The following is a 24,693-nucleotide window of genomic DNA, read 5'->3' as shown; positions in this document are numbered from 1 at the left end:
TATTGAGCTACCATCAGACCAGCTCGTCGTAGAGCTCTTTCATTTCTGCAAGTGCTGCAGGGACACGCTCACTGAACCAGGCAACATCTTGCATATCAAGCAGGATATTCGGATACATCCGCGAGAGCGTAGATACCAGAATACCGTGCTCAGCAAGCTTGCTATTTAGCAAAATATCAAAAGACATCAATTCAAACGTATAATCAGCCGTATCCGTAAGCGGCTCCGTGCAGCAGTGATAAGAAGCACAGCCGGACGGCCCCTGAACAATTAAAGGCAGACCCACCTTCACTGCTTCCTGGCAGAGTATGTCATGCATCATCTCAGCGTGGCGGTTCATGCTGTGCATCGCCTGTCCTCCATTGCGGCCCAACATTTCCAGCGTAGCTTTTACAGCAGCTGTACCTAATGGATAGCCATTAAACGTACCCGCATGAATTACTTTTTTGTCTACAAGCAACTTCATGATATCCGCTCGGCCAACCAGGGCTGACACCGGAACTCCGCCACCGGCGATTGCCTTCCCGAGTGTAGTCAGATCGGGTGTTACACCGAATAACTGTTGGGCACCACCGAGTCCCATACGGAATCCTGTTATAATCTCATCAAAAATGAGCACGACCTGGTACTGGTCACATAACTGTCTGACTTTTTGCAGATAACCTGGAGCAGGCATGACTCCGCCTCCATTTACACAAACCGGCTCCATGATTACTGCTGCAATGTCGTCTCCATGCTGGCGAAATAGTTCCTCCAGACGGGTTGCGTCATTCCATGGCAGGAGGTAGGATTGAGATTCCATGGCATCCCTTGCCCTCCCCTTTGTACCTTTCATGTCACCAGGATAGTCTGAAGGTACAGGCAAACCTGTACGTGCAGTCTTGCCACCCATAATATTGTCCGCATTGCCATGATAATGGCCTTCAAAACGTACAAAGCGATTTTTACCTGTCCACGCCCGGGCAAGACGAAGTGCATTCTGGACAATCTCCGTTCCTGATAACCCAAAACGAATCATCTCTGCTGAAGGTACATATTGATGGATCAGTTCCAGAGCCTCTGCATCCAGATCGCAATGACTTACGGAAAGAACACGGTCAATGGTATCCTTCAGACACTCGTTATACTCCTCGTTGCCGTGGCCAACAATGAGGGCACCAAAGCGGGCATATAGATCCAAATACTCGTTGCCGTTCATATCCGTCACTCTGCTTCGGGAAGCATGCTTGAAATGGAGCGGCGTCTCTTCCCAAGGAAGGTGAAAATTATAGTGCACACCTCCAGGCAGCCATTGTTTCACCCGCTGATTGTACTGCATCATCTCCGTGATCATCCCTTATCGCCTCCCCCACTTGTCTGGTTTACTGCTTCATATCGCTCCAGTAACCTGGACCGATCTTGCGGATCATCCAGCGAATAGGCTGCAGGCAAGGTCTTATTCTCAGCCAGCATATTTCTTACGCTCTGGCCTGGACCGATATCGATCCATACCGTTGCTCCCAGATTTTGAACGCGTGCCAATGCCTGATTCCAGCGAATGGGTTGCAAAAGCTGGCTGCTCAGCAGCTTAGGAATGTCCTCGGTTCCGCGAATGAACTCACCATGTACTGTAGAGCATATGGGAAACACCGGTGCAGAGAAGGAAATCCCTGCAAGCATCTCTTCAAGCTCAGGCTGAATGAACTGCATCAACTCGCTATGATAAGGTGCATCTGCCTTCATTGGCATCATGCGAAAAGGAATGAATTCCCCACCGTAGCCATCCACCTGATCATCCAGCAATTGAAGCCCCTTCGCAGTACCTGCGACGACAAACTGTCCCGGTGAATTATAACCGGAGATCGTCACATACTCGTTCTGACGAATTTTCTCGACTAATTCTTCAAGCGCTTCTTGGGTTACATCAACAACAATACCCGCTCTTCCTTTTTGCTCCTGAATGGAGCGATGCATCAATGCACCACGTTGAGCTGTAAAACGGATTCCATCAGCAAATTGCAATGCTCCCGCCGCTACTAAAGCCGAAATTTCCCCCAAACTGTGACCTACTGCATAATCTGGAGTCATTCCTGTCCGCCGAACAAATGAGTCAAATAAAACGTAGCTTGCTGTCAGTACAGCAGGCTGAGCATATTCAGAGACCGTCAATTGATCCAGGGTCCCTTCCATAACCAGTGCTTTCAAATCAAATCCGATCACCTCGCTCGCTTCCGCAAAGATCTGATTCGCCTCCGGCTCACTGTCCAACAACTCGCTGCACATTCCGATATACTGGCTTCCCTGGCCGGGAAATAGCGCACAGAACGTCATACGCTACCGCCACGCTTGTAATAGGCTTTTAATCCGTAATGCGAGATCATCTCCTGCTGCATCTGAGAAGAACCTTCAATAATCTCCAGAATTTTGGCTTCCTTATACAACCTGGCAACAGGATATTGGTTACTAATTCCGTTCGCACCATGAACCTGTAGCGCATCGCTTGCAACTTCAACAGCAACTTTGGACGTAAAATATTTGGCGATCGTTGTCTCCATGGCGGCCTGCGGGTCCTTGGCTTCTCTCAGCTCGGCTGCCCGTAAACATAATGCTCGTGCTGCATGGACTTTTGTCACCGCATCTCCAATCATGCCGCGAATCAGCTGAAAATGACTCAGCTTCTGGTCAAATTGCTTCCGCTTCCTTGAGTAAGTCACCATGGCATCCAGCGCTTCCTGCGCGATCGCCAGCCCTGCCCAGGCTATGCTATATCTGCCCTGGTCCAGCGCCCCGGTTACGATGTACTCAAAACCTTCATTCAGACGTCCAATCATGTGATTCTTTGGTACACGCACCTCATGGAGATCAATCTCAGCTATACCTGTCTCTCCCGCAACCATGACACCTTCAATAGGTTTGGTCTGTACCCCCTCAAACTGGCGTTCGACCCAAAAAGCAGTGCTTCGTCCCTGATTCGAGGCAATAATGATAAATACATCTGCCAAATGTCCAAACGTGATCCACTTCTTTTTTCCATTCAAAACATAACAGTCCGATTCTTCTCTCCACTCGGTCTTTACACTTTTGGCATCCGAACCAACTTCCGGTTCAGTCAGGCCAAAGGCAGCAATCCATTCTCCCTTCACCAACTTGGGCAGCCAGGACGATTTTTGCTCAGGCGTTCCGAAACGTACCAAAGTTTCACTTACAAGTGAAGTATGTACCGTTAACAAGCTGCGAACGGCTGGAAGAGCCTTGCCAAATACTTCAGTCAACAGCCCGTACGCCTTGGGACCGAGACCCATTCCGCCATATTCAGCCGGGATCGAGGCAGCCAAGTAACCTTTTTCAGCCATGGCACGGATCAATGTTCTGGGAATGGCTTGCTGCTCTTGAATCTGTTGAGCATAAGGACGAATTTCACGGGCAGCAAACAATTCAGCTTCATGAATGATCTCTTGCTCTACATCCACTTCAATCATTCGGCAACCCCCTCTTGAAGAAGAGATTCATTGAGATAGGCGGCGAACTCGGCAATTGTTTTGTATTCAAACAACGCAACCGGACTGATGTCAACTTGAAGATGCTTACGCGCACGATTAATGATCTTGAGCGCCTGCACAGATGAGACACCAATTTTCAGAAAATTCATCTCTTCATCGATGTCCTCTGGCTCCTGATTCAACGCTGCAGCAATCTCGCTTTTTAGAAAAAGCTCAATTTCTTCTTTTGTCATATCATGACCTCCGTTCCCTGATTCACATCTATCCAATGTACATACGGCTCGAATGGGTGTGCTGGCAGATGTACAATCTGGCCAGAGCCATTCGGATGTAACTGTTCCCAATCCAGCGCAGCACCACGTACATAAAGCTGTCCCAGCAATAAAGCAAGCTGATCCTCCATGGTAAGTGTCGGCTCGGCAGACAGGCGGATGAAGCTCTCCTTGCCACTGTATTCAAGCTGCTGCACTGTCTGATCTGCAGCAATCATAATTACAATGTCGGCGTTTGCCATCTTGCCAGGTGTGTCTTGCAGACTCTCTAACGTCACTCTGTTGTTCACTGGAATGGATTGGCTTGCATGAGCGTTGTGATGTTCCTCGCCATCCAGATGTAAACTGGATACAAGCTCCTCTCCTGAAGCTATTCCTCGAATCTCTTGAATGGAAGGGACTAGACGTACAAGTGTCTCAAGCAAGGTCACCCAGTAGTTCAAGGTAGATACCGTATCTTCATTAGAAACGTCTGGCCTGATTACTTGGCGTGCTTCCGCTTCATCTTCTCCGCGAATTTCATGCCCCCCAACCACAATATTGACACGAGCAGCTCGGTTTCTAGGCTTGAAGCCAAATTCCATCTCTTCGATGTTCCACTCTCCGGTTGAGCTGACAGCTACTGCTGCACGATACCGATAATGTTTTCTATATCTGTTCCGGGTAAAACAAAGATCCTCTAGTGCCAGGTCCGCATGTTTCTTCACATATTGCTCCGTGTTATCAATCAGCTTTTTTAAAGCCTGCTCTGATTTCGCAGAGAACGTTAACAATTGGCCTCGTGCCGGGGCATCTGCACGGACAGGGGCTTTCCATTCTTCCAGCACAATGTGGGCATTCGTACCTCCCAGGCCAAACGAACTGATGCCTGCCTTCCGTGTTTTTCCTTCAGGTACATCCCATGATCTACGCTCGCTAACGATATGGAACGGCGATTGGTCCAGTCGGAGGGCCGGATTCGGATTATCCATATGCAGACTTGGTGCCAGTTCCCCATGCTGCATACTGAGCAGAACCTTGGCAAGACTGGCTCCACTGGAGGCTGCAAATAAATGACCAATATTGGTTTTGACTGAACCTAATCCAATTGAATTGTCGCTTGTATATCCCTTTTCCCGGAACAGTCGGAGCAAGGCATTCACCTCAATTGGATCTCCAATCCTTGTCCCCGATCCATGTGCTTCAATATAAGAAATCTCGCTCGGGTTTAGGTTGGCATCGCGATAAGCGGCACGGAGTACCTCATATTGCCCCTGAGGGTTGGGTGCCATAATGCCCAGGGAATATCCGTCGTTATTCACCGCTGTCCCGCGAATCACACCATAAATATGCTTATTGTTGCGAACTGCCTCTGTTAGCGGCTCCAGATATACAACAACAGCACCTTCCCCCAGGACTGAACCATCTGCTTCCCGGTCAAATACCTTCGTATGTTGAGTGGAAGAACAGATTCCAGCATTGCGTGATAGTTGATGAACATGCGGTGTAGCCAAAATGTTCGCTCCACCTACAACTGCCCCAGAGATACGCTTGTCCTGAATGGCCGCCACAGCTTGTGTCAGTGCTACCAGAAAGGAAGAACATGCCGTATCTATGGACAGTGCCGGTCCTGTGAAATTGTACATGTGTGAAATGGAGGCTGCTGCAATATTGGACATATTGCCTACCATAGCGTGAGAATGAACAGCCTTTCCAAAACTCCGGTTCATATAATCAACAACCAGATCGAAGTATGTGCTAGGGTTAATCCCTACATACACACCCACATCACGCTTATCCTCATGGTCCACGAGCATACCCGCATCCTCCAGCGCCTCATGAGCAACTTCCAGCAGCTTGCGATGCTGCGGATCCATAAATGCAGCTTGTTCAGACGGGATTTCAAAGAACTCATGATCAAACGTATCCGGTTGCTTCAGTTCCCCAATCCAGTCATCCCAATCGGGTTGCTTGGAACGTGTTGCACGCTCTAGGCTAACCCGGTCAACACTATCTAACCCGTTAACCAGATTGCTCCAGAACTGCTCTTGGGTGTCGGCATCAGGCAGACGCAGAGACAGTCCGGTAATAGCAATAGCACGATGTACATTCAGGTGATTATCTGTGGTTTCAGCTTGTTCAAAGTCCTTCGTTTCTGCTGGAAGTTCCTGCAGATATTCCACCATCTCACGTACTGTACTGCAAAAAACAAGTAGTTCTTGTCCTAATTCACGTCCCATATGTGCAGACAGCTTGTCAAGTAATTGATAGGAGAGAATGGAATTGCCTCCAAGTGCGAGAAAAGAAGTATCCATCTCAATCTTTCCTGCGGGCAATTGAAGAATTTCGGCCCAGGCTTTACGTACGGTATACTCCAAAGACGATGCGGAAACCGTCTCGTGTCCTTGCTGTTGTGTGTTTTCGCGAATCAGTTCTTCAATGGCCTCGATGTCCTTGGTAAATGCTCCACGCTCATATTCGTTTCTCAGCATGAACCGCTGAACCTTGCCACTCGTCGTTTTGGGAATAACCTTGATTGGGAGAACATGGGTAATCTCAATACCCAATCCAGCCCTCATACGTTGGATCAGATCCTGTCGTACATCCAGAAACTGTGGAGTGCCCGATTTGTATTTAACAAATACAAGCAGCTCCTCTACTTGTTTGAGGCTGTTAAAGTGCCCGACTACCGTCAGATTCCCTCTCGGAATGCTGCTATTCTGGTACAAAATTTCTTCAAGATCATGCGCATAATGGTTCTGTCCCCGAATAAACACAATGTCCTTGATTCGTCCGCTTACAACCAGGGAGCCGTCAGCCATATAACCCAAGTCTCCAGTGCGAAGCCACCCATCCACATACATTTCACGATTGATCTCCGGAAGACTGTAATATCCGGAGGTTACCGATTCCCCACGGATCTGGATTTCGCCAACAACCCGCTCATCCAGCACTTCACCCTGTTCATCCGCAATCCGGATCTGAATCCCTGTCATGGGATATCCTTCATGGACAAATTCAATCACATCCGAAGTATGGCTATCACTGCTAGGCAGCTGGACTGGCACAGCCAGTCCTTCCTGCACCAGCCGCGAACGCGAAATACGTTCAATTCGTGGCTCTTCCCCCAGTCTGGAGGTACATACACCTACTGTCGCTTCAGCCATGCCATACGCAGGAAACATCATATTGGGACGATAGCCACAAGAGCTGAATTTTTTGACAAATCGCTCGATAACAGACGTTGATATAGGCTCTGCACCATTCAAGGTCATACGCAGTGAAGACAGATCAAGCGTTGAGAGCTTGGAATCCGGGATCTTCTGAACCATCCATTCGAAACCGAAATTGGTACAGCAAAACCATTTTCCCTGATGCTCCGTAATCTTGCGCAAGAACAGATAAGGGGACCGTACGAAAGTATAAGGTGACATCACCATGATGTTGGCTCCACTCAGGACGGGTGTCAGATGCTGTCCAAATATCCCCATATCATGCGTATGCGGCAACCAGGTAAACACATTATCTCCTTCTTCAGCTCCAAGAAAAGTCTTGCATGCAATACTGTTGGCGATAATATTGTGATTTGTTAACTGCACGCCTTTGGGAATTCCCGTGCTTCCTGATGAGAATTGCAGAAACACAATGTCATCAGGAGAGGTTGGGCATAGATCAGCCATCTGTTGGCCTGCCTGAAGCTGGTTCACGCTAATCAACATAAGACCTTTGAATACCGGACTTTCCGCAAGCTGCTTATACTTGGGCATGTAGGCTTCCTCGACGATCACTACCGGACGCCCGAGTACCTCCCACACTTTCGTGAATTTCTCCAGACCGGCTGAGCCTGGTTCCCAGGCAGCCGGAGGACTAACCGGGGCGACAATAATGCCCCCCAGCATACAAGCCCAAAAGGTACGGTAAAATTCCTGTGACTGGTCAATTTCCAAAATAACGACCTGTCCTTGTTGAATGCCTTGCTCCTGAAGAGACTGCAGGTACTTGCGCGCCTGCATCAGTAATTCAGGATAGGATTCAAACTGTTCGTCACCTGAAGAGCTGATATAGGTCATTCCCTTTTCTGGATGAGTATCTGCAATGTAGATTAGCATCTCAGCCACTGTTGAATAATGTTCTGGCACAATCAGCTCGGGTCCTCGCTGTATGGATTTACTGGACATGTTGCACCTCCATTGCCTCATTGTGAACTACCACTTTCACATCGCTACCAAGCTTGTCATCAATCAGCTGTTTCATACGTTTGATGTCCAGACCAGTCTGACAGGCCAGATGTACGTACAGACACTCTTCGTCGTAGCGAATGACCCATTCGAATTGGGCAAGTGCCGAATTCGAATCTTGGTCATCCGACGACTGAGACGACATTGGGATCGCTTCGCTGCTGGAGATGAAGCCTTGATAATTAAACAGAATCATCTGACGCGGCTCCTGTTCTACTTGCCTGTAGGCAGTTCCCAATTGTTCCTGTATGCCATCATATTGTGCCGAGAGGGAAGAATCATGTGTAAGTGCCATAAAGTTAATGCTGTGTTGCTTCGTAAATTCCAGACGTTTCAACAGATCTTCCTGTGTGAATTCACTGTCTACCAGCACTGGAATGAGATCTAGGAATTCTCCCACATAATCATAGTAGGATTTTTCGCCATACTCCCTTCCGTAATGCACCAGGGCTATTGGCAATTGGCTTATGTTCAGATAAGCCGCAATGATGTTGGCAAAAGTTTCAAAGCATGTCCACCAAACATCTGCAGGCTCCTTCCCTGCAAGGGACAACTCGACAGTCATCGCTGAAGGCAGCAATGTTTCTGTTTCCTTCAACTTGTTCATGACGATGGTGTTACATCTATTCCATGCCTGAAGTGAAAATTGTTTCTTCATTTCATCTTCAGATACCCCTATGGGGCCTTGTGACAGAAAACTTACATAATCCTCATAATTTCGTACTTGGTACAGAAGATCACTCTCTGTCCCTACACCTTGCGGTCTATATAATGCCTTCGACTCAAGTTGCTGCTTGATGATCTGGGCACTCATACCATCAAACGCAAGGTGATCAAAACTCCAAATCAGCTTATGCTCTGTGGCTCCTGTACGCAAAATACACAGACGCCATGGTAGTTCCTTCAACGTATACGTTTTGTGTAACAGAGACTGAACCAGTTTGTACTCCAACTGCTCAATCGTATCCGAAGCATAATGACGAATATCAAGATATGGGATAAGCTGTTGCAGCATGTCCGCCGCTAATGACATATCACATGGATGCCAATACAATTGTTCTTCCTCATATATCATGCTGTGCAGCAACTGATGCCGGGATATAACCCCAAGAATCAGGCTTTTTACAGCTTGTTCATTCAATTCGCCTTCCAGCGTTGTTGTAAATCCGCTTGCTCGTGAAGTCGTAGAAGCATGTGCTTGTTGAATTGGAGATAGTGGGAATCGACCCATAGGGGTCATGCCCGCCATAAAAGATGAAACCTGATTGCAGCTGTTTAAAACGTGCAGGACCAGGCTGTCCAGTTGTTTCTCATGAAGTGTTATGTCCTGTGGTATGACTATCGGGGACTGAATATGCAGGCTATCTTCGGACCAAACTGACGCCGGAGGATTAATGTCTACCAATTTGGCAAGTCCTCTAACTGTCGGATATTGGAATAATTCGTTCACATTGATGGCAATTCCTTCTTTTGACAAAATTTGAGTGAATGCAATTGCTTTGAGCGAATGCCCCCCATTTTGAAAGAAGTGATCTTCCACACCAATGCCCGGATTACCCAGAATCTGTCGCATGGCGGCAAGAATGACACGCTCCGTTTTTGTCCGAGGTGAATTCACTTCCAGAGACCTCTGCTGCTCTTCAACCAAATTCTCGAACAATGCTCTTCGGTCCACTTTGCCATTGGCATTAATCGGAAGATGATCCAGTCGAATAATTCGTGCAGGCACCATGTACTCTGGCAGTTGCTGGTGAAGTTCTCTTCGAATATACTCAGCATCTGCTCCAGTATCGGTTGTATAAAAAGCGGCAATGTATAGGCTTCCTGATGATTCTGTAGCTGTCATGACAAAGGCATCACGAACTCCCGAAAGACGCTCCATGCAATTGCCTATCTCTGATAACTCAATGCGAAAACCTCTAATTTTGACCTGGAAATCCGAACGTTCAATAAAAATCAGACTGCCGTCAATCAGACGTTTGACGATGTCACCTGTCCGATACATTCGTTCTCCCGTGCGGAAGGGATCATCAAGAAAGTGTTTTCGGGTAAGATCCTCACGGTTAAGATATCCAATACCTACCGCATCCCCACTGATATACAGTTCACCTGGAACGTTGGGTGGTACAGGCTTCAGCTCATCATCCAGAACATACAAGGCTGTGTTAGACAGGGGGTAACCTATGGGCAGTGAGCCAGTATAAGGCTCTGTTTGCATTAATAAGTGGTAGGAGGCAAAAAAGGTTGCTTCCGTTGGCCCATATCCATTTAACAGCCTGCCCGGCCCTACACATGCAAGCGCTTTGTTGGCATGACTCACCGATGCAGCTTCACCACCAAACATCACTCTACGCACACTCTTCAAGCAATCAGCATCCCAATCCACCAGCAAATTAAACAAGGATGTCGGAATATAAAATACTGAAATCCGTTGCTGTCGGATGACATCCGCCAAACGAGCCATATCCAAAATGGTCTCTTTTGAGATTAATACAAGAGTAGCGCCATTTATTAATGAAGCAAAAATATCAAAAATGGAACCGTCAAACGCATAGTTAGAAATTTGCAGGATACGATCCTCTGGCACAACGGTGACAAAATTGCTATTTTTCATGACTTTGGTCACATTGCGATGACTCATCACAGTCCCTTTTGGGGTTCCTGTTGACCCTGATGTATAAATGATATAAGCCGGGTCAAGAGCAGTCTTGTTCATATGTTCAACGGGCTCCTGCATGTCTCCTGAATCAAATGCTGCCAGTTCATCTGCCGGCACGATACAAGGTACTACAGATTGCCATGTGGAGACATATGCCGTTTCAGTCAATAACACAGCCGCATCGCAATCTTGCAAAACAAATTCAATTCTCGATGGCGGCGAAGCCGGGTCGATCGGAACATAACTGCAACCCACTTGGAGTGTAGCAAGAATACTGATCATCTGGATCGGTCCACGGTCCAGAATGAGAGCAATACTGGAGCCTGATTTTATCCCTTGTCCAAGCAACCTGCACGCCAGCCACTGAACACGTTCATACAGATCCGCATAGCTCCATTCACCGTCTTCCCAGACCAATGCTGTCTTCTGTGCATGCACATGAACTTGTTCCTCGAATAATTGGGAAATGGTCGCATCTCGCGGATACTGGGCTGCATTATCGTTGACTCCGTACAGCAGCCATTCCTCTTCCTCCGGTGTAGTGAGCTTAATCTGACCAATTCGTTCATTATCCCCTGTTGTGATCTGAGACAGGATATACCGGAATTTATCCAGCATCAGTTCCATGGACTCCGCTTTAAACAAATCCGAGCGATAGTCAAGTTCAACCGTGTAACATTGCTTATGCTCGACCAGTGTCCAAGTCAGATCAAATTTGGCATCCACCTTACCTTCGACCCATGGTTCAAGCATCAGTTCCCCGGCTTCAGGGTCATCGGTTCCCATATTAATGTAATTTAACACCACATCAAATAGGGGGTTGCGGCTTAAATCACCGAACAGACCAAGTTGTTGCACCAGTGCTTCATAAGGATAATGCTGATGCTCATAACAAGATAACAGCTTGCCACGCATCTCATTCAAATACGCCTCTGTGGACCATTCTCTGTCCATGCTGGTGCGAATGGCGAGCATGTTCACGAACATACCCATAACGTTATTAAGTTCTGGCTTCTCACGCCCCGCAACCGCTGTACCAACGACCAAGTCTCCCTGACCCGTATACTTCCAGATTAATAGATTCAAAGTTGCCATGAACAACATGTAGGGTGTAAGCCCTTGTTGCGTACAGAAGTCATTGACCTGTGTGCTTAACGACTCACCAAGTTCAATGGAACGTCTGTCTCCGCTGTAGGATGACGCGCCATGTCTTGGGAAGTCTGTAAGCAATTCAACCGGTGCAGGCATGTCCTCGAATTCCCGTATCCAAAACTCGGCGTCTTCAACAGATTGTCCATGTGACGCAGCTTCATCACGCCATTCCGCATAATCCTTATACTGAATGTCAAGAGATTGCAATGTTTCTCCTCTGTACATGCGTGCAAAATCCTGCATCAGGATCGCAATGGAACTCTGATCCGAAATGATATGATGCATGTCGATGAATAAGATGTGTTCCTCTTGAGAAAGGCGAATGAGCTTAACACGAACCAATGGTGCGCTGGTCAGATCAAAAGGCTTGATCCATTCCATGACCTGCTCTAACCCTGCCGTTTCTAATTCCAGCAACTCCACCACGCTTGGAACCTGATCCTCGACAACCTGGAAAAGCTCACCGTCAATCATTTCAAACCTGGTACGGAATGCTTCATGTCTCTCTACCAGTGCATCCATTATTAATGTGAATTGGGTAGGGTCAAGTTTTCCTCTTACCCTATAGGAACTGGCGAGATTGTACGCCGTGCTCTCACCTTTCATCCACTCATGCACCACATACATTCTTCGCTGTGCAGAAGTGGTCTTGTATTTCTCTTTCTTAGGTACAGGCAAGATTGGGTTCACTGAATCAGAGTCACTTGTAGCCTGATGTTCAGCAATCCATTGAACCATGTGTTCAAACACAGAATGATCAAAAACCTCTTCCAACCCCAAATTTAATCCAAACATTTCTTTAATCCTCGACGCCAAGGAAATCGCTTTTAAAGAATGACCTCCAAGCTCAAAGAAATCATCTTCAAGGCCGACTTCTCCATTACCAAGCAACTCCTGCCACAATTGCGATAATACATGCCTTATCTCATCATCAGTCCGTTGAACCCTGACTTTCCCAAATGGAGATTGGTCTAATGCTGCGATAGAACCCGCTGCAACCTGCGACATACCTGCAAGCTGATACAATGCAACATCATGTTGATGAACAATCGGATCAAAGGAATACGTCGGCAGGGAGATTTTTTGCCTACGCCCCGTTCCGTTTAACTGTTCCCAATCCAGCTCCATGCCAGAGCACCAGCAAAAAGCAAGTACTTTCATTAAATTCACGTCTGCCTCAAGCAAGCTCTGACGATCTCCAGTAAGAGCAATGATGTTTGGCACTGAAAATGAATCCGGGGCCATTTGTTCTGTATCCTGCAGCTGATTCGAAACGATCCACAGCGTATGCCCAGCAGATTCAGAAAGCGTCTTGCGATTTAGCAGCGTAAACAGGAAATTTTGAGATAACAGTGGTGCAATACTCGACGCAAGGTCTGTTACAGTTGCATCTGTCATCCTTCCTGTCAAAGCATCTGACAATGCTCCTTCTTCTAGTGACCAATGCTCCATATTGTATAAAAGCCCTACGGCATGTACTGGATCAAGTGCATCACTAATAACCAACCCCACCAGTTCGCCAACGCCTTGTCCACAGACAGCATCTGGCTTGACACCAAGCTGCATCACGGTTTTATAAAGAGCATATTGCACAACAAAGCACTGCATGCGCTCAAGCCTTGAATCGGTTAACGATCGCCCTATGCCTTGGCGAATGGCATACTGTTCCTTGGACTCAAAGAGGTTCAGTATCTCTTCAAAGTGCTGTTTGAATATCTCTGAGACCTGGCTGCGGTACACAGAAGCATATAGTTCCCGAATCTTGCGCGCTTCCCAACTTGCATTTCCGCTGAGATAAAACATGACCTTAGGCTTCCCATTCATCACACTTGCCTGTGTCTCAAACTCTACAGACTGCTCGCTTGGCGGAATATAACCGTCTACAACGATTAGTGCTTTACGATGAACGAATCTGCTTCTTCCCTTCTGTAGCGTCCACGCAGCATTGGGCAACTGCTCCGGCAATGCATGGATTGCCTGTAGAACCGAATCATACGTGCGTTCCAGCGCAGATTCACTCTTGGCCGAGAAGGGCAGCAGAAGCAATGATTCATAATTGGCTTGGCTCTCTTGGACGGGCGGCTGCTCCAGAATGACGTGAGCATTGGTACCCCCGATCCCAAACGAACTGACACCTGCTCGCAGGATACGCTTCGCGTCTTCTAATGGCTGTGGCTCCTTGTTGATATAGAAGGGACTATGCTCCAGCTCCAACATCGGATTCGTCCGATTCATGTGAATCTGTGGCGGAACCACCCTGTGATAAAGCGTCAGTACGGTTTTAATAAAACCGGCGACACCTGCTGCCGCATCAAGATGCCCAATATTGGCTTTCACAGAACCTAGAGCACAATAATTTCTACGATCTGTTCCCCATGACTGCCTGAGAGCTTCAATTTCAATCGGGTCCCCCAGTTTGGTTCCTGTTCCATGCGCCTCCAGATAGGAGATCTCTTTAGGAGACACTCCCGAACGATGCAGGGCTGATTGAATAACCTTGACCTGCCCGGCCACACTCGGTGCCGTATATCCAATTTTGTCCATGCCATCATTATTAATCGCTGAACCTTTAATGACTGCATAGATATGATCTCCATCTCTCTGCGCGTCGCGGAGTGACTTGAGCACAACCATTCCGCATCCATTACCAGACACAGTACCAGATGCCTGCTCATCAAATGGTCTGCAATGACCATCTTTTGAATAAATCATGCCTTCATGCCAGTGATAACCTTCTTTGAGCGGATAGGAGATAGAGACACCTCCCGCAAGTGCCACATCACACTCTCCCCGGATCAGCGATTCAGCAGCTTGGTGGATGGCGACCAAAGAAGTCGAACATGCGGTCTGTACGGCCATACTTGGCCCTCTCAGATTTAATTTGTGAGATACTCGGGTTGTAATATAGTCCTTTTCATTCAAAGTCATGGCTTCAAAAGCCTGTAGCAAATTACCGGAACGACCTAGAAATTGCACCATCCATGGTAAGCTCAGTCCACTTCCGGCAAACAATCCTATAGCTCCCTCATAACTGTAAGGATCACACCCGGCATGCTCAAGCGCCTCCCATGAGCACTGATGCAGCAGCCGTATTTGCGGATCCATCATGTTGGATTCCTGATGCGGATATTCGAAAAATCCGGAGTCAAAATACTCAGTGTCTTGCAGTACACCTTTGGCCCGTACATAATCGGGATGTTTGAAGTCTTCCGGTCGTACACCCGCAGCGGTTAGATCCTCCTCATTCAGACGGGTGATACCATCCTTACCTGCCATTAGGTTATCCCAGAACTCCTCAATATTTCTTGAACCGGGAAAATGCCCTGCCATGCCAATGACTGCGATATCCGTCGAAGAAGAAATTCTGCTACTGTGTTCTGAAGCAAACGGGATACTCTGTTCCGGTCTGCTCTGTTCCACTTTGCTGTGTTCAACTGTGCTCATCACATACTCTTTGGGAGCTGCTGTCGGGCCCGGGTTCGTAACAGGATATCCAACCGAAGCGATATACCCGCTTTCCTCTTGCACCTGTTGTGTAACTGTCGGCAGCATCTGCTCCGCCACCAGATGATTGACCAGTGATGCAATGGAGGAATGCTCAAACAATTGCACCAGCGGAACGCTTTTATCCAGATATGCATTCAGCCGATTGTTGATCAGAATAAGCCCCAGCGAGTTGCCTCCGATGTCAAAAAAGTGATCATGGATATTAACCGTATCCAGATTCAATATTTCCTTCCACGCTGCAATAAGCATCTGCTCCAGATCAACTTTTGCCTGCTCCATTCCTTGAATCGATGAGCCATAAACCAGAGCCGGATTAGCCTTCTCTCCCGTTTCAAAATCAGCCAGACGAAGGGCATTGCGATTCAGTTTGCCATTAGGCAGCACAGGCAGATTTTCCAGACGAATCAAGCGAGAAGGCATCATGTACTGTGGAAGCCGCTGCTTTAACCAGGTCCGAAGCTGTACGTCTTCATCTTCCATAACGGAAGGCCCAAACCCAGGCTTCAGACTGTAGAAAAGGATTAATTGCAATGAATGTGGCTCGGCCCCTTCTACCTTAACGACAGCTTCTCTTACACGTTCATAATTCATCGCTGCCTGCTCAATCTCGTTCAGTTCAATCCGGTAGCCACGAATCTTCACCTGCTGATCCAACCGTCCCATTAACTCAACATCCCCATCCGGCAGTATACGGGCCAGATCGCCAGTTCGGTACAAACGGCCTCCCAAAACATTGGGGTTTGCAATGAATCGGGCATCGGTCTCGGCTGCATTGTGCAGATAACCGCGGGATAATCCTTTTCCTGCAATGCACAGCTCTCCATAACTTCCAGGTGGCAGTATTTCACCTTCATCATTCAGAATATAAATCTCTGTATTGGTAATGGGCTTGCCAATGGTAATCGCGGCTGTGTCATTCAATTCTTTGGTCGTTGACCAGATCGTAGTTTCCGTTGGTCCATACATATTAAAGACTCGAGCAGGCGTAAGCCGCTTCAGATCGGTGAGGAGTCCCACAGGGACATTTTCCCCTCCGGTAAGAACACACCGCAGATTGCCCAGCGCCTGAACAAATTCCGGATTTTCGACAAATGCCTTAATGCGTGAGACAGTGCTAAGAATGTGTGTAACACCATGTTCACGTATTCGACGTGAAGCAAGAGCCGGGTCAAGCTGATCCTCCTCATCGGCCAGATACAGCGAATATCCGGTGCATAATGGTGTCCACACTTCAAATCCAAAAATATCAAAAGATATGGTCGTTACACTGATGATGCGATCTGTCTCATGTGCAAAAATATGTCGGTGCCTGATGTCCTCAACAAAATTGACCATCGCCTCATGAGTAATCATGACCCCTTTGGGACGCCCCGTTGATCCTGAGGTAAAAATCACACAGGACAGGTCCGAAGACAGGAAGCTTATGTCCGGGTTAACGGATGAGCGCACATCCTGGGCAGTTGGATCATACACAAATCTCTCTCCGCTAAAAGTCACTGTATCTTCTTCATCAGGCGTACACAGCAATACGTTCATTCGGCTATCTTCGATCATATTCACGATGCGCTGCGGCGGAAAAGCAGGGTCCAGAGGCACATAAGCCGCCCCAGCTTTCAGCACCGCCAATAGCATAATGATCAACGATTCATCTCGTCTGGATAATATGCCTACAGGTTCATCCCGGCGCACACCTTGATCAATCAGCTTCCAAGCCAGCGTATTAGCTTTTTCATTAAGCTCCCTGTAGGTAAAAGAGGCTCCGGATGATACAAGGAGAGCTTTCTTGTCTGGTGTGTGTTCTGCCTGCAGCTCAAACAGCCGATGCAGACCCCCCGCAGAATTGTAATCCAGACGTGGACCAGCAAGACGATGGACTGGGTGCTCATGAGAACGTTCGTTTCTCTCAAACAGTTCGCTCAGAGACAGATTAGGCTGTTGTACAACCTCTTGGCAGAGTCCGATAAACTCCTGCATCATACCTTCCACTGTGTCCCGGTGGAACAGATCCAGCGAGTATTCGATATATCCTTCAATCACCTGCTTCTCCCTGTTTTCTTGACAAGTCATTAACAGATCATAAGTAGACGTACCCGTCTCCACCGGAAAAGAACTGAATTGCAAACCATGAAGTTCAAGTCCATGCAAATCCATGTTCTGATAATCAAAACAAACATCAAATACCGGATTTCGGTTCAACTCACGTGTCACGCCCAGTTGTGCCACAAGCTCATTAAACGGATACTCCTGATACGCAAAAGCATCCAGAGTATGTTGTTTAAGTTCGCGTAAAAAATCAGTGTACGTACGATCAAACGTTGGAAAATTCCGCATCGCAATCATATTGACAAACATGCCTACCGTCTCTTTCCACTCCTCTTGCATCCTTCCTGCAACAGGCGTTCCTACCACAATGTCCTGCTGACCTGAGCGGTGTGCGAGAACAAGATTCCACACACTTAGCATTACCATATACATGGATGCTTCCGATGAGGAAGCCAGCTCGTGCAAGTGTTGTGTTACCGAACGATTCAACGTGAAATGGAGACGTCCCCCTTGCATGGATCGCTGTGATGGACGCTCCTGGTCAAGTGGAAGCTCCAGCACAGGTAAAGAAGGTCCAAGATGGTCCAGCCAGTATGTTTGATGTGAATTGTATTCCTGTGAAGCGAGACGCTGCTGCTGCCATACCGCGTAATCTTTGTACTGCAATCGGACTGCTTGCTCTTTGCCAAAATATAAATCATTGAAGTCACGAGTGATGATTTCGACAGATGTACCATCTGCGATAATATGGTGAATATCAAAGAATAGCAGATGCTTTCGCTCGCCTATCTTAATCAGTTCAACCCGCATAAGCGGAGCACTCCCCAGATCAAAAGGACGAATCAATGTCTCGATCATCGCAGGCAACTCTTGGTCATCTGCCACATGCTGCTCTGCATAGCCCATACTTAAGCGAACCGAAGGTTGGATGATCTGAACGATCTGACCACCTCGTATCTCAAACGATGTTCTGAGCGCCTCATGATGCTGTATCAACTTCTGCAAAGCAGCCTCTACTCTTATACGGTCCAATTCACCTTCAATAATGGTTGCAGATGGTAGGTTGTATGCCGTATTGCCTGGATCAAGCATCGCTTGTGTGAACATACGCATCTGTGCAGAAGAGATTGGATACGCATCCATAGTGGGTGCTGATTGGATTGTCTGTTGGTCCACTTTTGGTTTCGCCATGACATAGAGATGCTCCGCCAGTTGAATAGGCGTTGAATGATTGAAAATATCCGCTACCTCAGGCTGAATTCCTAAATGAGACCGGATCCATGCAGACAAGCTGACTGCTTTGAGAGAATCTCCTCCAACCGCAAAGAAATTAACCTCTTCATCTAGATCATCGATGCCAAAAATCGTTCGATATGCGTCCAGGACAATCTGTTTCAGTTGGTCGGAATCACCTGTATAAACTGTCCCTTTTACTAGAGTAGAGCTATTTCCCTTACCCTGCTCTGCATGCCCCGTATCATCCCCGGTACCCATTCCTTCCGCTGCTGATGACCCAGAAAGAGAAACACTGACAGGATAGGATTGTTTGTTGAAAACATAAGTAGGCAGAGAGCATTTGCGTCGTACCGTCTGCCCTTTGAGCACCTTCCAGTCCGGTTCAATGCCTTCGCACCATAACTCCGCAAGTCTGCGGTTCACATAGATACTATCCTGCTCCGTTTCCCTTACGTGACGCAGCATATTCAGTACCGCCTGGGAATCTCTTGATTGACTGTGCTGTCTGGCAAAGGAACTTAGCGTTCGTCCTGCACCTACTTCAATTAATACAGCCCGCTCATCCTTCAACACTTCAGCCAGGTTTGATTCAAACAACACCGGCTGTAAAATATGACGGGACCAATAGTCAGGTTGTGTGATTTCATCTCCAAGCGCCCATGTTCCACTGGTGTTGGACAGTAATGGGATCTGTGGCGTATGAAGTGAATGCTCTGCTAGATAACGTCTAAATTCCTCGGCAGCCTGATTCATCATTGGCGTATGGAATGCATGGGAAGTCTTCACACGAATGCATTTCCAGCCCAGTCCTTCAGCCTTGGCTTCCATCCGTGAAATGGCTTCAGCTGTCCCACCAATTACACTGGAACCTGTAGTATTTACCAGGGCAAGCCACATGTCTTCCTCCAGTTGTGACTTCACCTGCTGTGCATCCGCCATAACGGCAAGCATGACCCCGGGTTGTTGTTGCTGCATCAGACGTCCGCGAAGTCGAACTAACTTGACAGCATCTCCGAGTTCGAACACACCCGCTACCGCTGCGGCAGCCAATTCACCAATGCTATGCCCGATCATGCCATCTGGCTTGATGCCCAGATCCAGCAGCGACTTGGCCAGCGCATAACTGGTCATGAACAGTGCGAATTGGCTGTACTCTGTCTGGTTTATTCGCTCAGGCTGCTGATCTCCGTATACAACGGACAGCATTTCTTCTCGTTCTTCTGTGGGCAGAAGGTCCAATATTTCCTGGATATAACTTCTGAAGATTGGAGCCAGGCCTGATTGCTCTGTAGATCTGTATAGTTCTGCACCCATTCCCTGATACTGACTGCCCTGTCCGGGGAACATAAAGTATACGGGACGGGTGCCTTGAGCTGAATGGTATACGCGTGCTTTCCCCAGCTGCTGTATCAGCTTGTCCGGATTATCCTTCCATGTCTTATCCAGAATGAGTGCCTTACGATACGCAAAAACAGATCTACCTGACTGCAAGGTCCACGCTGCGTTCGACACAGATTGATCCGGATGTTGAGTCAGATGTTCCATAATCCGTTCAGCGGTGCGGTTCAGCGAGTACTCTGTTTTGGCGGAAAAAAGCAATATATTTACGTCATCATCCGGACTGCACTTCTCCATCTCGGGAGCCTCCTCCAATACCATGTGAGCATTCGTGCCCCCCACACCAAATGAATTGATTCCTGCGCGCATGACTCCAACATGGCCCTGTTTCCAGTCCACACCTTGTGCATTAACTTTAAAAGGTGTATTCAAAAAATCAATTTTGGGATTAGGCTGCTCATAATTCGCTGTTCCAGGGATATAACCTTGTCCAAGACTGAGCGCTACCTTGATTAAACCAACCACACCTGCGGCTGTATCCATATGTCCCACATTGCCCTTTACCGAACCCAGATAGCAAAATTGCTTTTGGTCGGAAGCAAAGGCCCGAGTTAACGAGTTTACTTCAATTGGATCACCAAGCAACGTTCCCGTACCATGTGCTTCGATATAACTCACCGTTTCCGGGTCTACTCCGGCTACCTTATAAGCATCCTGAATGACTTCAGCCTGTCCGCTTACGCTTGGAGCAAGAAAACTGAGTTTCTCTTGTCCGTCATTGTTAATTGCTGAGCCTTTGATGACCCCGTAGATATGATCTCCGTCCCGCAGAGCATCGGTTACCCGCTTCAGCACCACAATTCCCATACCATTGGAGAAGACGGTTCCACTGGCTGCCGCATCAAATGGACGACAGTGTCCATCTGTGGAGAACATCATGCCATCCTCAAATATGTAACCCCCTTCATTGGGCAACTCCACGGTGATCCCACCAGCCACGGCCACATCACATTCTCCAACGATCAAAGATTGACATGCCAGATGAGGTGTAACCAGTGAAGTAGAACATCCCGTCAGAGCAGTATAGGCCGGCCCTTTTAAGTTAAGCTTATAAGCCATTCGGGTAGCGAGAAAATGATTGGTACTGAGGGTAAATGCTTCGTATTTACTGCTATAGTTAGCATCGTTAAAAAGTACTTGACGGTACCATTCGAAGTCATCGGACCCGCCAAGGAACACACCCACCTTACCCGCTTCATCCGGTCTGCAGCCTGCATCCTCCAGCGCTTCCCATATTCCCTGATACAGAAGTCTGAATTGGGGAGACATCATTTTGGCTTCACCGGGAGTATAGTCAAAGAACCCTGCGTCAAACTCATCGATGCCGTTGGCACGTCCTTTTGCCTTGACATAACGAGGTGAACGCAGCAGTGCTTCCTCCACGCCAAGCTCCCTCAATTCATCATCACTATAAAAGTGAATGCTTTCCCGACGTTCAACAAGGTTACTCCAGAACTCCCTTATATCCTCAGCGCCCGGCACATTCACCGCCATGCCCACAATTGCAATGTCCTCACGCATAATGCCGTCTTTTCGTTGAAACAATTGTTCCCTTTCAGTCGGTATCCGAACTCCCTCATCTTTTGGTCCCAGCGCGGCAAATTGACGCAATGTCGGGCATTCGAAAAAACGAGGAACAGGGAACTCCACATCGGTATAATGTTTTAGTTTATTGTGAGCCTGAATGACAGAAAATGAATTTCCGCCCAATTCAAAGAAATGGTCATCGCGCCCTACTCTCTCAACACCGATCACTTCGGCCCACACTTCGGCTATAACCTTCTCAAGCTCAGAAGACGGGGCGGTATAGAACGTACTGGAAGCGTGAGCATGCGTGATATCTGCCATGAGTGCCTTCCGGTCAATCTTCCCACTGCTATTCAATGGAAATTCGGATTTATGTACAAAAACGGATGGTATCATATATGCCGGTAACAAACGAGACAGGTGCTCTCTCAATTCGACAGAAGGCAGCTCCTGCTCTGACAGATAGTAGGCATATAGCAAGCCGGACCTACCTTCAAATGATTTCATGACTACCACGGTCTGGATGACACCCGGATAGGATGACAGGGTATTCTCAATTTCGCCTGTCTCCAGTCTGGCTCCCTGAATTTTAACCTGGAAATCAATGCGTCCCAGATATTCGATCGTACCGCTTGGGAGTGAACGTACCAGATCCCCTGTGCGGTACATGTACCTGAAATGTTCTGCGTCCTGTCCTTCTTGAAAGAAAGGATTAGGGATAAACTTCTCTCGGGTCATCTGTTCCAGATTCAGATATCCACGTGCAAGCCCAACACCGCTAAGACAAAGCTCCCCTGGAATACCTAACGGCTGAAGCTCATCATGATGTCCGACGACATACCATCTGGACTCATTGAGCGGGTAGCCAATCGGTACATTGCCCAAGCCTTCATAATGGCTTAACGGATAATGAGAAACCCATATGGTGAATTCGGTTGGACCATATACATTTTCCAGACTTGCTCTAATGCCTAACCTGTTAAATTTCTCAATGATGTCTGGCGTGACTGCCTCTCCGCCAACAAACATCCATTTTAGCGTTTCCAATGCTGACAAATCGGAGCGAAGCTCCATCGTTTCCAGAAAAAGACGGAATAACGTTGGAACAAAGTTAATGTGCGTCACCTTATGTGATGCCACCGTAGACACAATACGAGCAGGGTCTTTTTCTGCTCCAGGCTCAAGAATACTTAGTGCGCCTTCACCCATGAACCAGCCGAAAAGTTCCGTGGCGGACACATCAAAGGTATATGCTGTTTTCAGCAAGTAAACATCCTGCGCCTGCATTGGAAAACGACGCTCCAGATCAAGCAGTGTATTGACTACGCTATGATTTTCAACCATGACTCCTTTTGGCTTGCCTGTTGATCCGGATGTGTACATGATATAGGCAAGGCTATGCGGATTCAGCGCCTCTTCAAGATTTGAGGCATCCCCCGTATAGGCCTGATCTCCCTCAACGTAGATGTACTGGACATCCAGAGTCTTGTCATCTTTTTCGGGCTGCATAGCCAGCACTATGGATATGTCTGCATCCGATATAATATAGTCCTTTCTGGACAAAGGATAGGAAGGGTCTACAGGCACAAAAGCACATCCGGCTTTTAATACAGCCAATAGGGCAATGACCATATCCGAGGAACGTGGCATCTGCACGCCAACTGCCGCGTTATCACTCTTCTTACTCGCAACGATCTGCCTAGCCAATTGATTCGCTTTTGCGTTGACCTGCGCATAGGTCTGATGATGCCTCCCTTCCATTAGAGCTACCCGCTCCGGGAAACGTGCTACTTTATCGTGAAATATATCCATAATATGTTGTGGAGTGTAGGGAAAATAAGAAGTTTGATTGAATCGGTACAGTAAGTTTTCTTTCTCATCCTGCATCAGGAGGCTGAACTCACTAATTTTTTGATCAGAATTGGTTACTAGTTGATTCAGCAAGTATAAAAATCGTTGGCCCATTCGCTCCATTGAACCTTCACGGAACAAGCTCGGTTTATATTGCAGCTTCAACTGAGCTCCTTGCGGTAAACGACTCAACACCACCATTAGATCTCCTGGAAACGTAACCTTATCCTGATCCAGAATACGAGTTCCGAGGATATCTTCCTCATAGGAATCATAAACAAAGGAGATATCAAACAACGATGGTGATCCGGGTTGAGCCTGTAACATGCTGTCTCTGACAATGAGGTTATTGGGATATCCGATGTTTCTATACGTATCCATCCAGGTTGTGGCTACTTGTTGCAGCAGAGGTTTTAGAGTTGATTCGAGGTCAATATGGAATCGCATAGGCAACATATGGACAAAACATCCAATCGTTTCTTCCAAGTCCATACCGGGACGATGAGAATATGGGGAGGCAATGGTGATATCGTCTGTACCGACATATTTGCTCATAAGAATGCCAAAGGCACCCATAAAAAACATAAAAACGGTTACTTCATTATCTTTGGACATCTGTGTAATATCAGCCATTAACGATTCCGAAATATCAAATCGCAGTTCATGACCAATTCCTTCTTGTAAAGAACCTGCTGGAAAGTCGTGCTTTAGAGAAAGAGGTTCCGCTCCCTTCATTTTGTTTAACCAGTATTCCCGCTCTTTGGAGTACTTGTTTTCGTGCAGTTTCTTGTTCTCTGCCTCAACATAAGAGATGAATCCTTCATCCAGCTTGACATCCACAGGCTGATCTTCAAGAAGACACGTATATGACTGAATAAGTTTGTTTTTCATCAGTTCAAGCGACATGCCATCACATATTAAATGATGAATACATAAGGTCAGAATATATCGGCTTTTATCCATCTGAACAATCATTATACGGAACAGAGGACCTTTCTCTAGATCAAAAGGTGTCCCGATGCATTCATCCACCAATGCTTCTAACTGTTGTTCCTTGGGATTCTCCTGATTCTCGCTACTTAGGTCCCACAAGACAAGTGAATAATCCATATCTTCATGAACGGATAACACGGGTACATCATTTTGAATCTCAATCCGAGTACGCAGCACCACTTGCTCATACATAAGCAATTCGATGGCCCGGCGAAATATCTCCATTTGAAGATGATCAAATTGCATTGAAGCTGAGATGTTATACGAAGTGGGATCATTCACCTGACAATCAAAATAGATTCCCTTTTGTGTTTCGGAAAGTTCAACGGTTTTTTGTACCATCACGACCACACCTCATC

Annotated in this window: 6 protein-coding genes; all 6 read right to left on the bottom strand. The window is 47.4% G+C overall.

Features of this window, described 5'->3' with window-relative positions; all coding sequences use genetic code 11:
* Positions 1-13 precede the first annotated feature (13 nt).
* The 6 genes from BLS69_RS02020 to BLS69_RS01995 are packed head-to-tail and all read right to left on the bottom strand — an operon-like array spanning position 14 to position 24,676.
* Positions 14-1,333, bottom strand: a complete 1,320-nt coding sequence (locus BLS69_RS02020) for an aspartate aminotransferase family protein (RefSeq protein ID WP_091028300.1) — start codon at positions 1,331-1,333, stop codon at positions 14-16.
* A complete protein-coding gene (locus BLS69_RS02015) occupies positions 1,330-2,310 on the bottom strand; it encodes an ACP S-malonyltransferase (protein ID WP_091028297.1) in 981 nt (326 codons plus the stop codon). The genes BLS69_RS02020 and BLS69_RS02015 overlap by 4 nt, the downstream gene beginning before the upstream one ends.
* The gene (locus BLS69_RS02010; protein WP_091028294.1) at positions 2,307-3,458 is read right to left on the bottom strand and encodes an acyl-CoA dehydrogenase family protein; all 1,152 of its coding nucleotides are present in this window, start codon (positions 3,456-3,458) and stop codon (positions 2,307-2,309) included. The genes BLS69_RS02015 and BLS69_RS02010 overlap by 4 nt, the downstream gene beginning before the upstream one ends.
* Positions 3,455-3,712: an acyl carrier protein gene (locus BLS69_RS02005; RefSeq protein ID WP_036668520.1), complete on the bottom strand. Its 258-nt coding sequence runs from the start codon at positions 3,710-3,712 to the stop codon at positions 3,455-3,457. The genes BLS69_RS02010 and BLS69_RS02005 overlap by 4 nt, the downstream gene beginning before the upstream one ends.
* Entirely contained in the window at positions 3,709-7,908 is a 4,200-nt protein-coding gene (locus tag BLS69_RS02000; RefSeq protein ID WP_176872543.1) for a beta-ketoacyl synthase N-terminal-like domain-containing protein, read from the bottom strand. Before BLS69_RS02000 ends, BLS69_RS02005 begins: the two co-directional genes overlap by 4 nt.
* Positions 7,898-24,676: a hybrid non-ribosomal peptide synthetase/type I polyketide synthase gene (locus tag BLS69_RS01995; RefSeq protein WP_091028290.1), complete on the bottom strand. Its 16,779-nt coding sequence runs from the start codon at positions 24,674-24,676 to the stop codon at positions 7,898-7,900. Before BLS69_RS01995 ends, BLS69_RS02000 begins: the two co-directional genes overlap by 11 nt.
* Positions 24,677-24,693: the final 17 nt, after the last annotated feature.

Source organism: Paenibacillus sp. CF095 (genome assembly GCF_900101225.1).
GTDB lineage: Bacteria > Bacillota > Bacilli > Paenibacillales > Paenibacillaceae > Paenibacillus.
The sequence above is the reverse complement of the archived record's forward strand: the minus strand, read 5'-3'. Positions and strand labels throughout refer to the sequence as shown.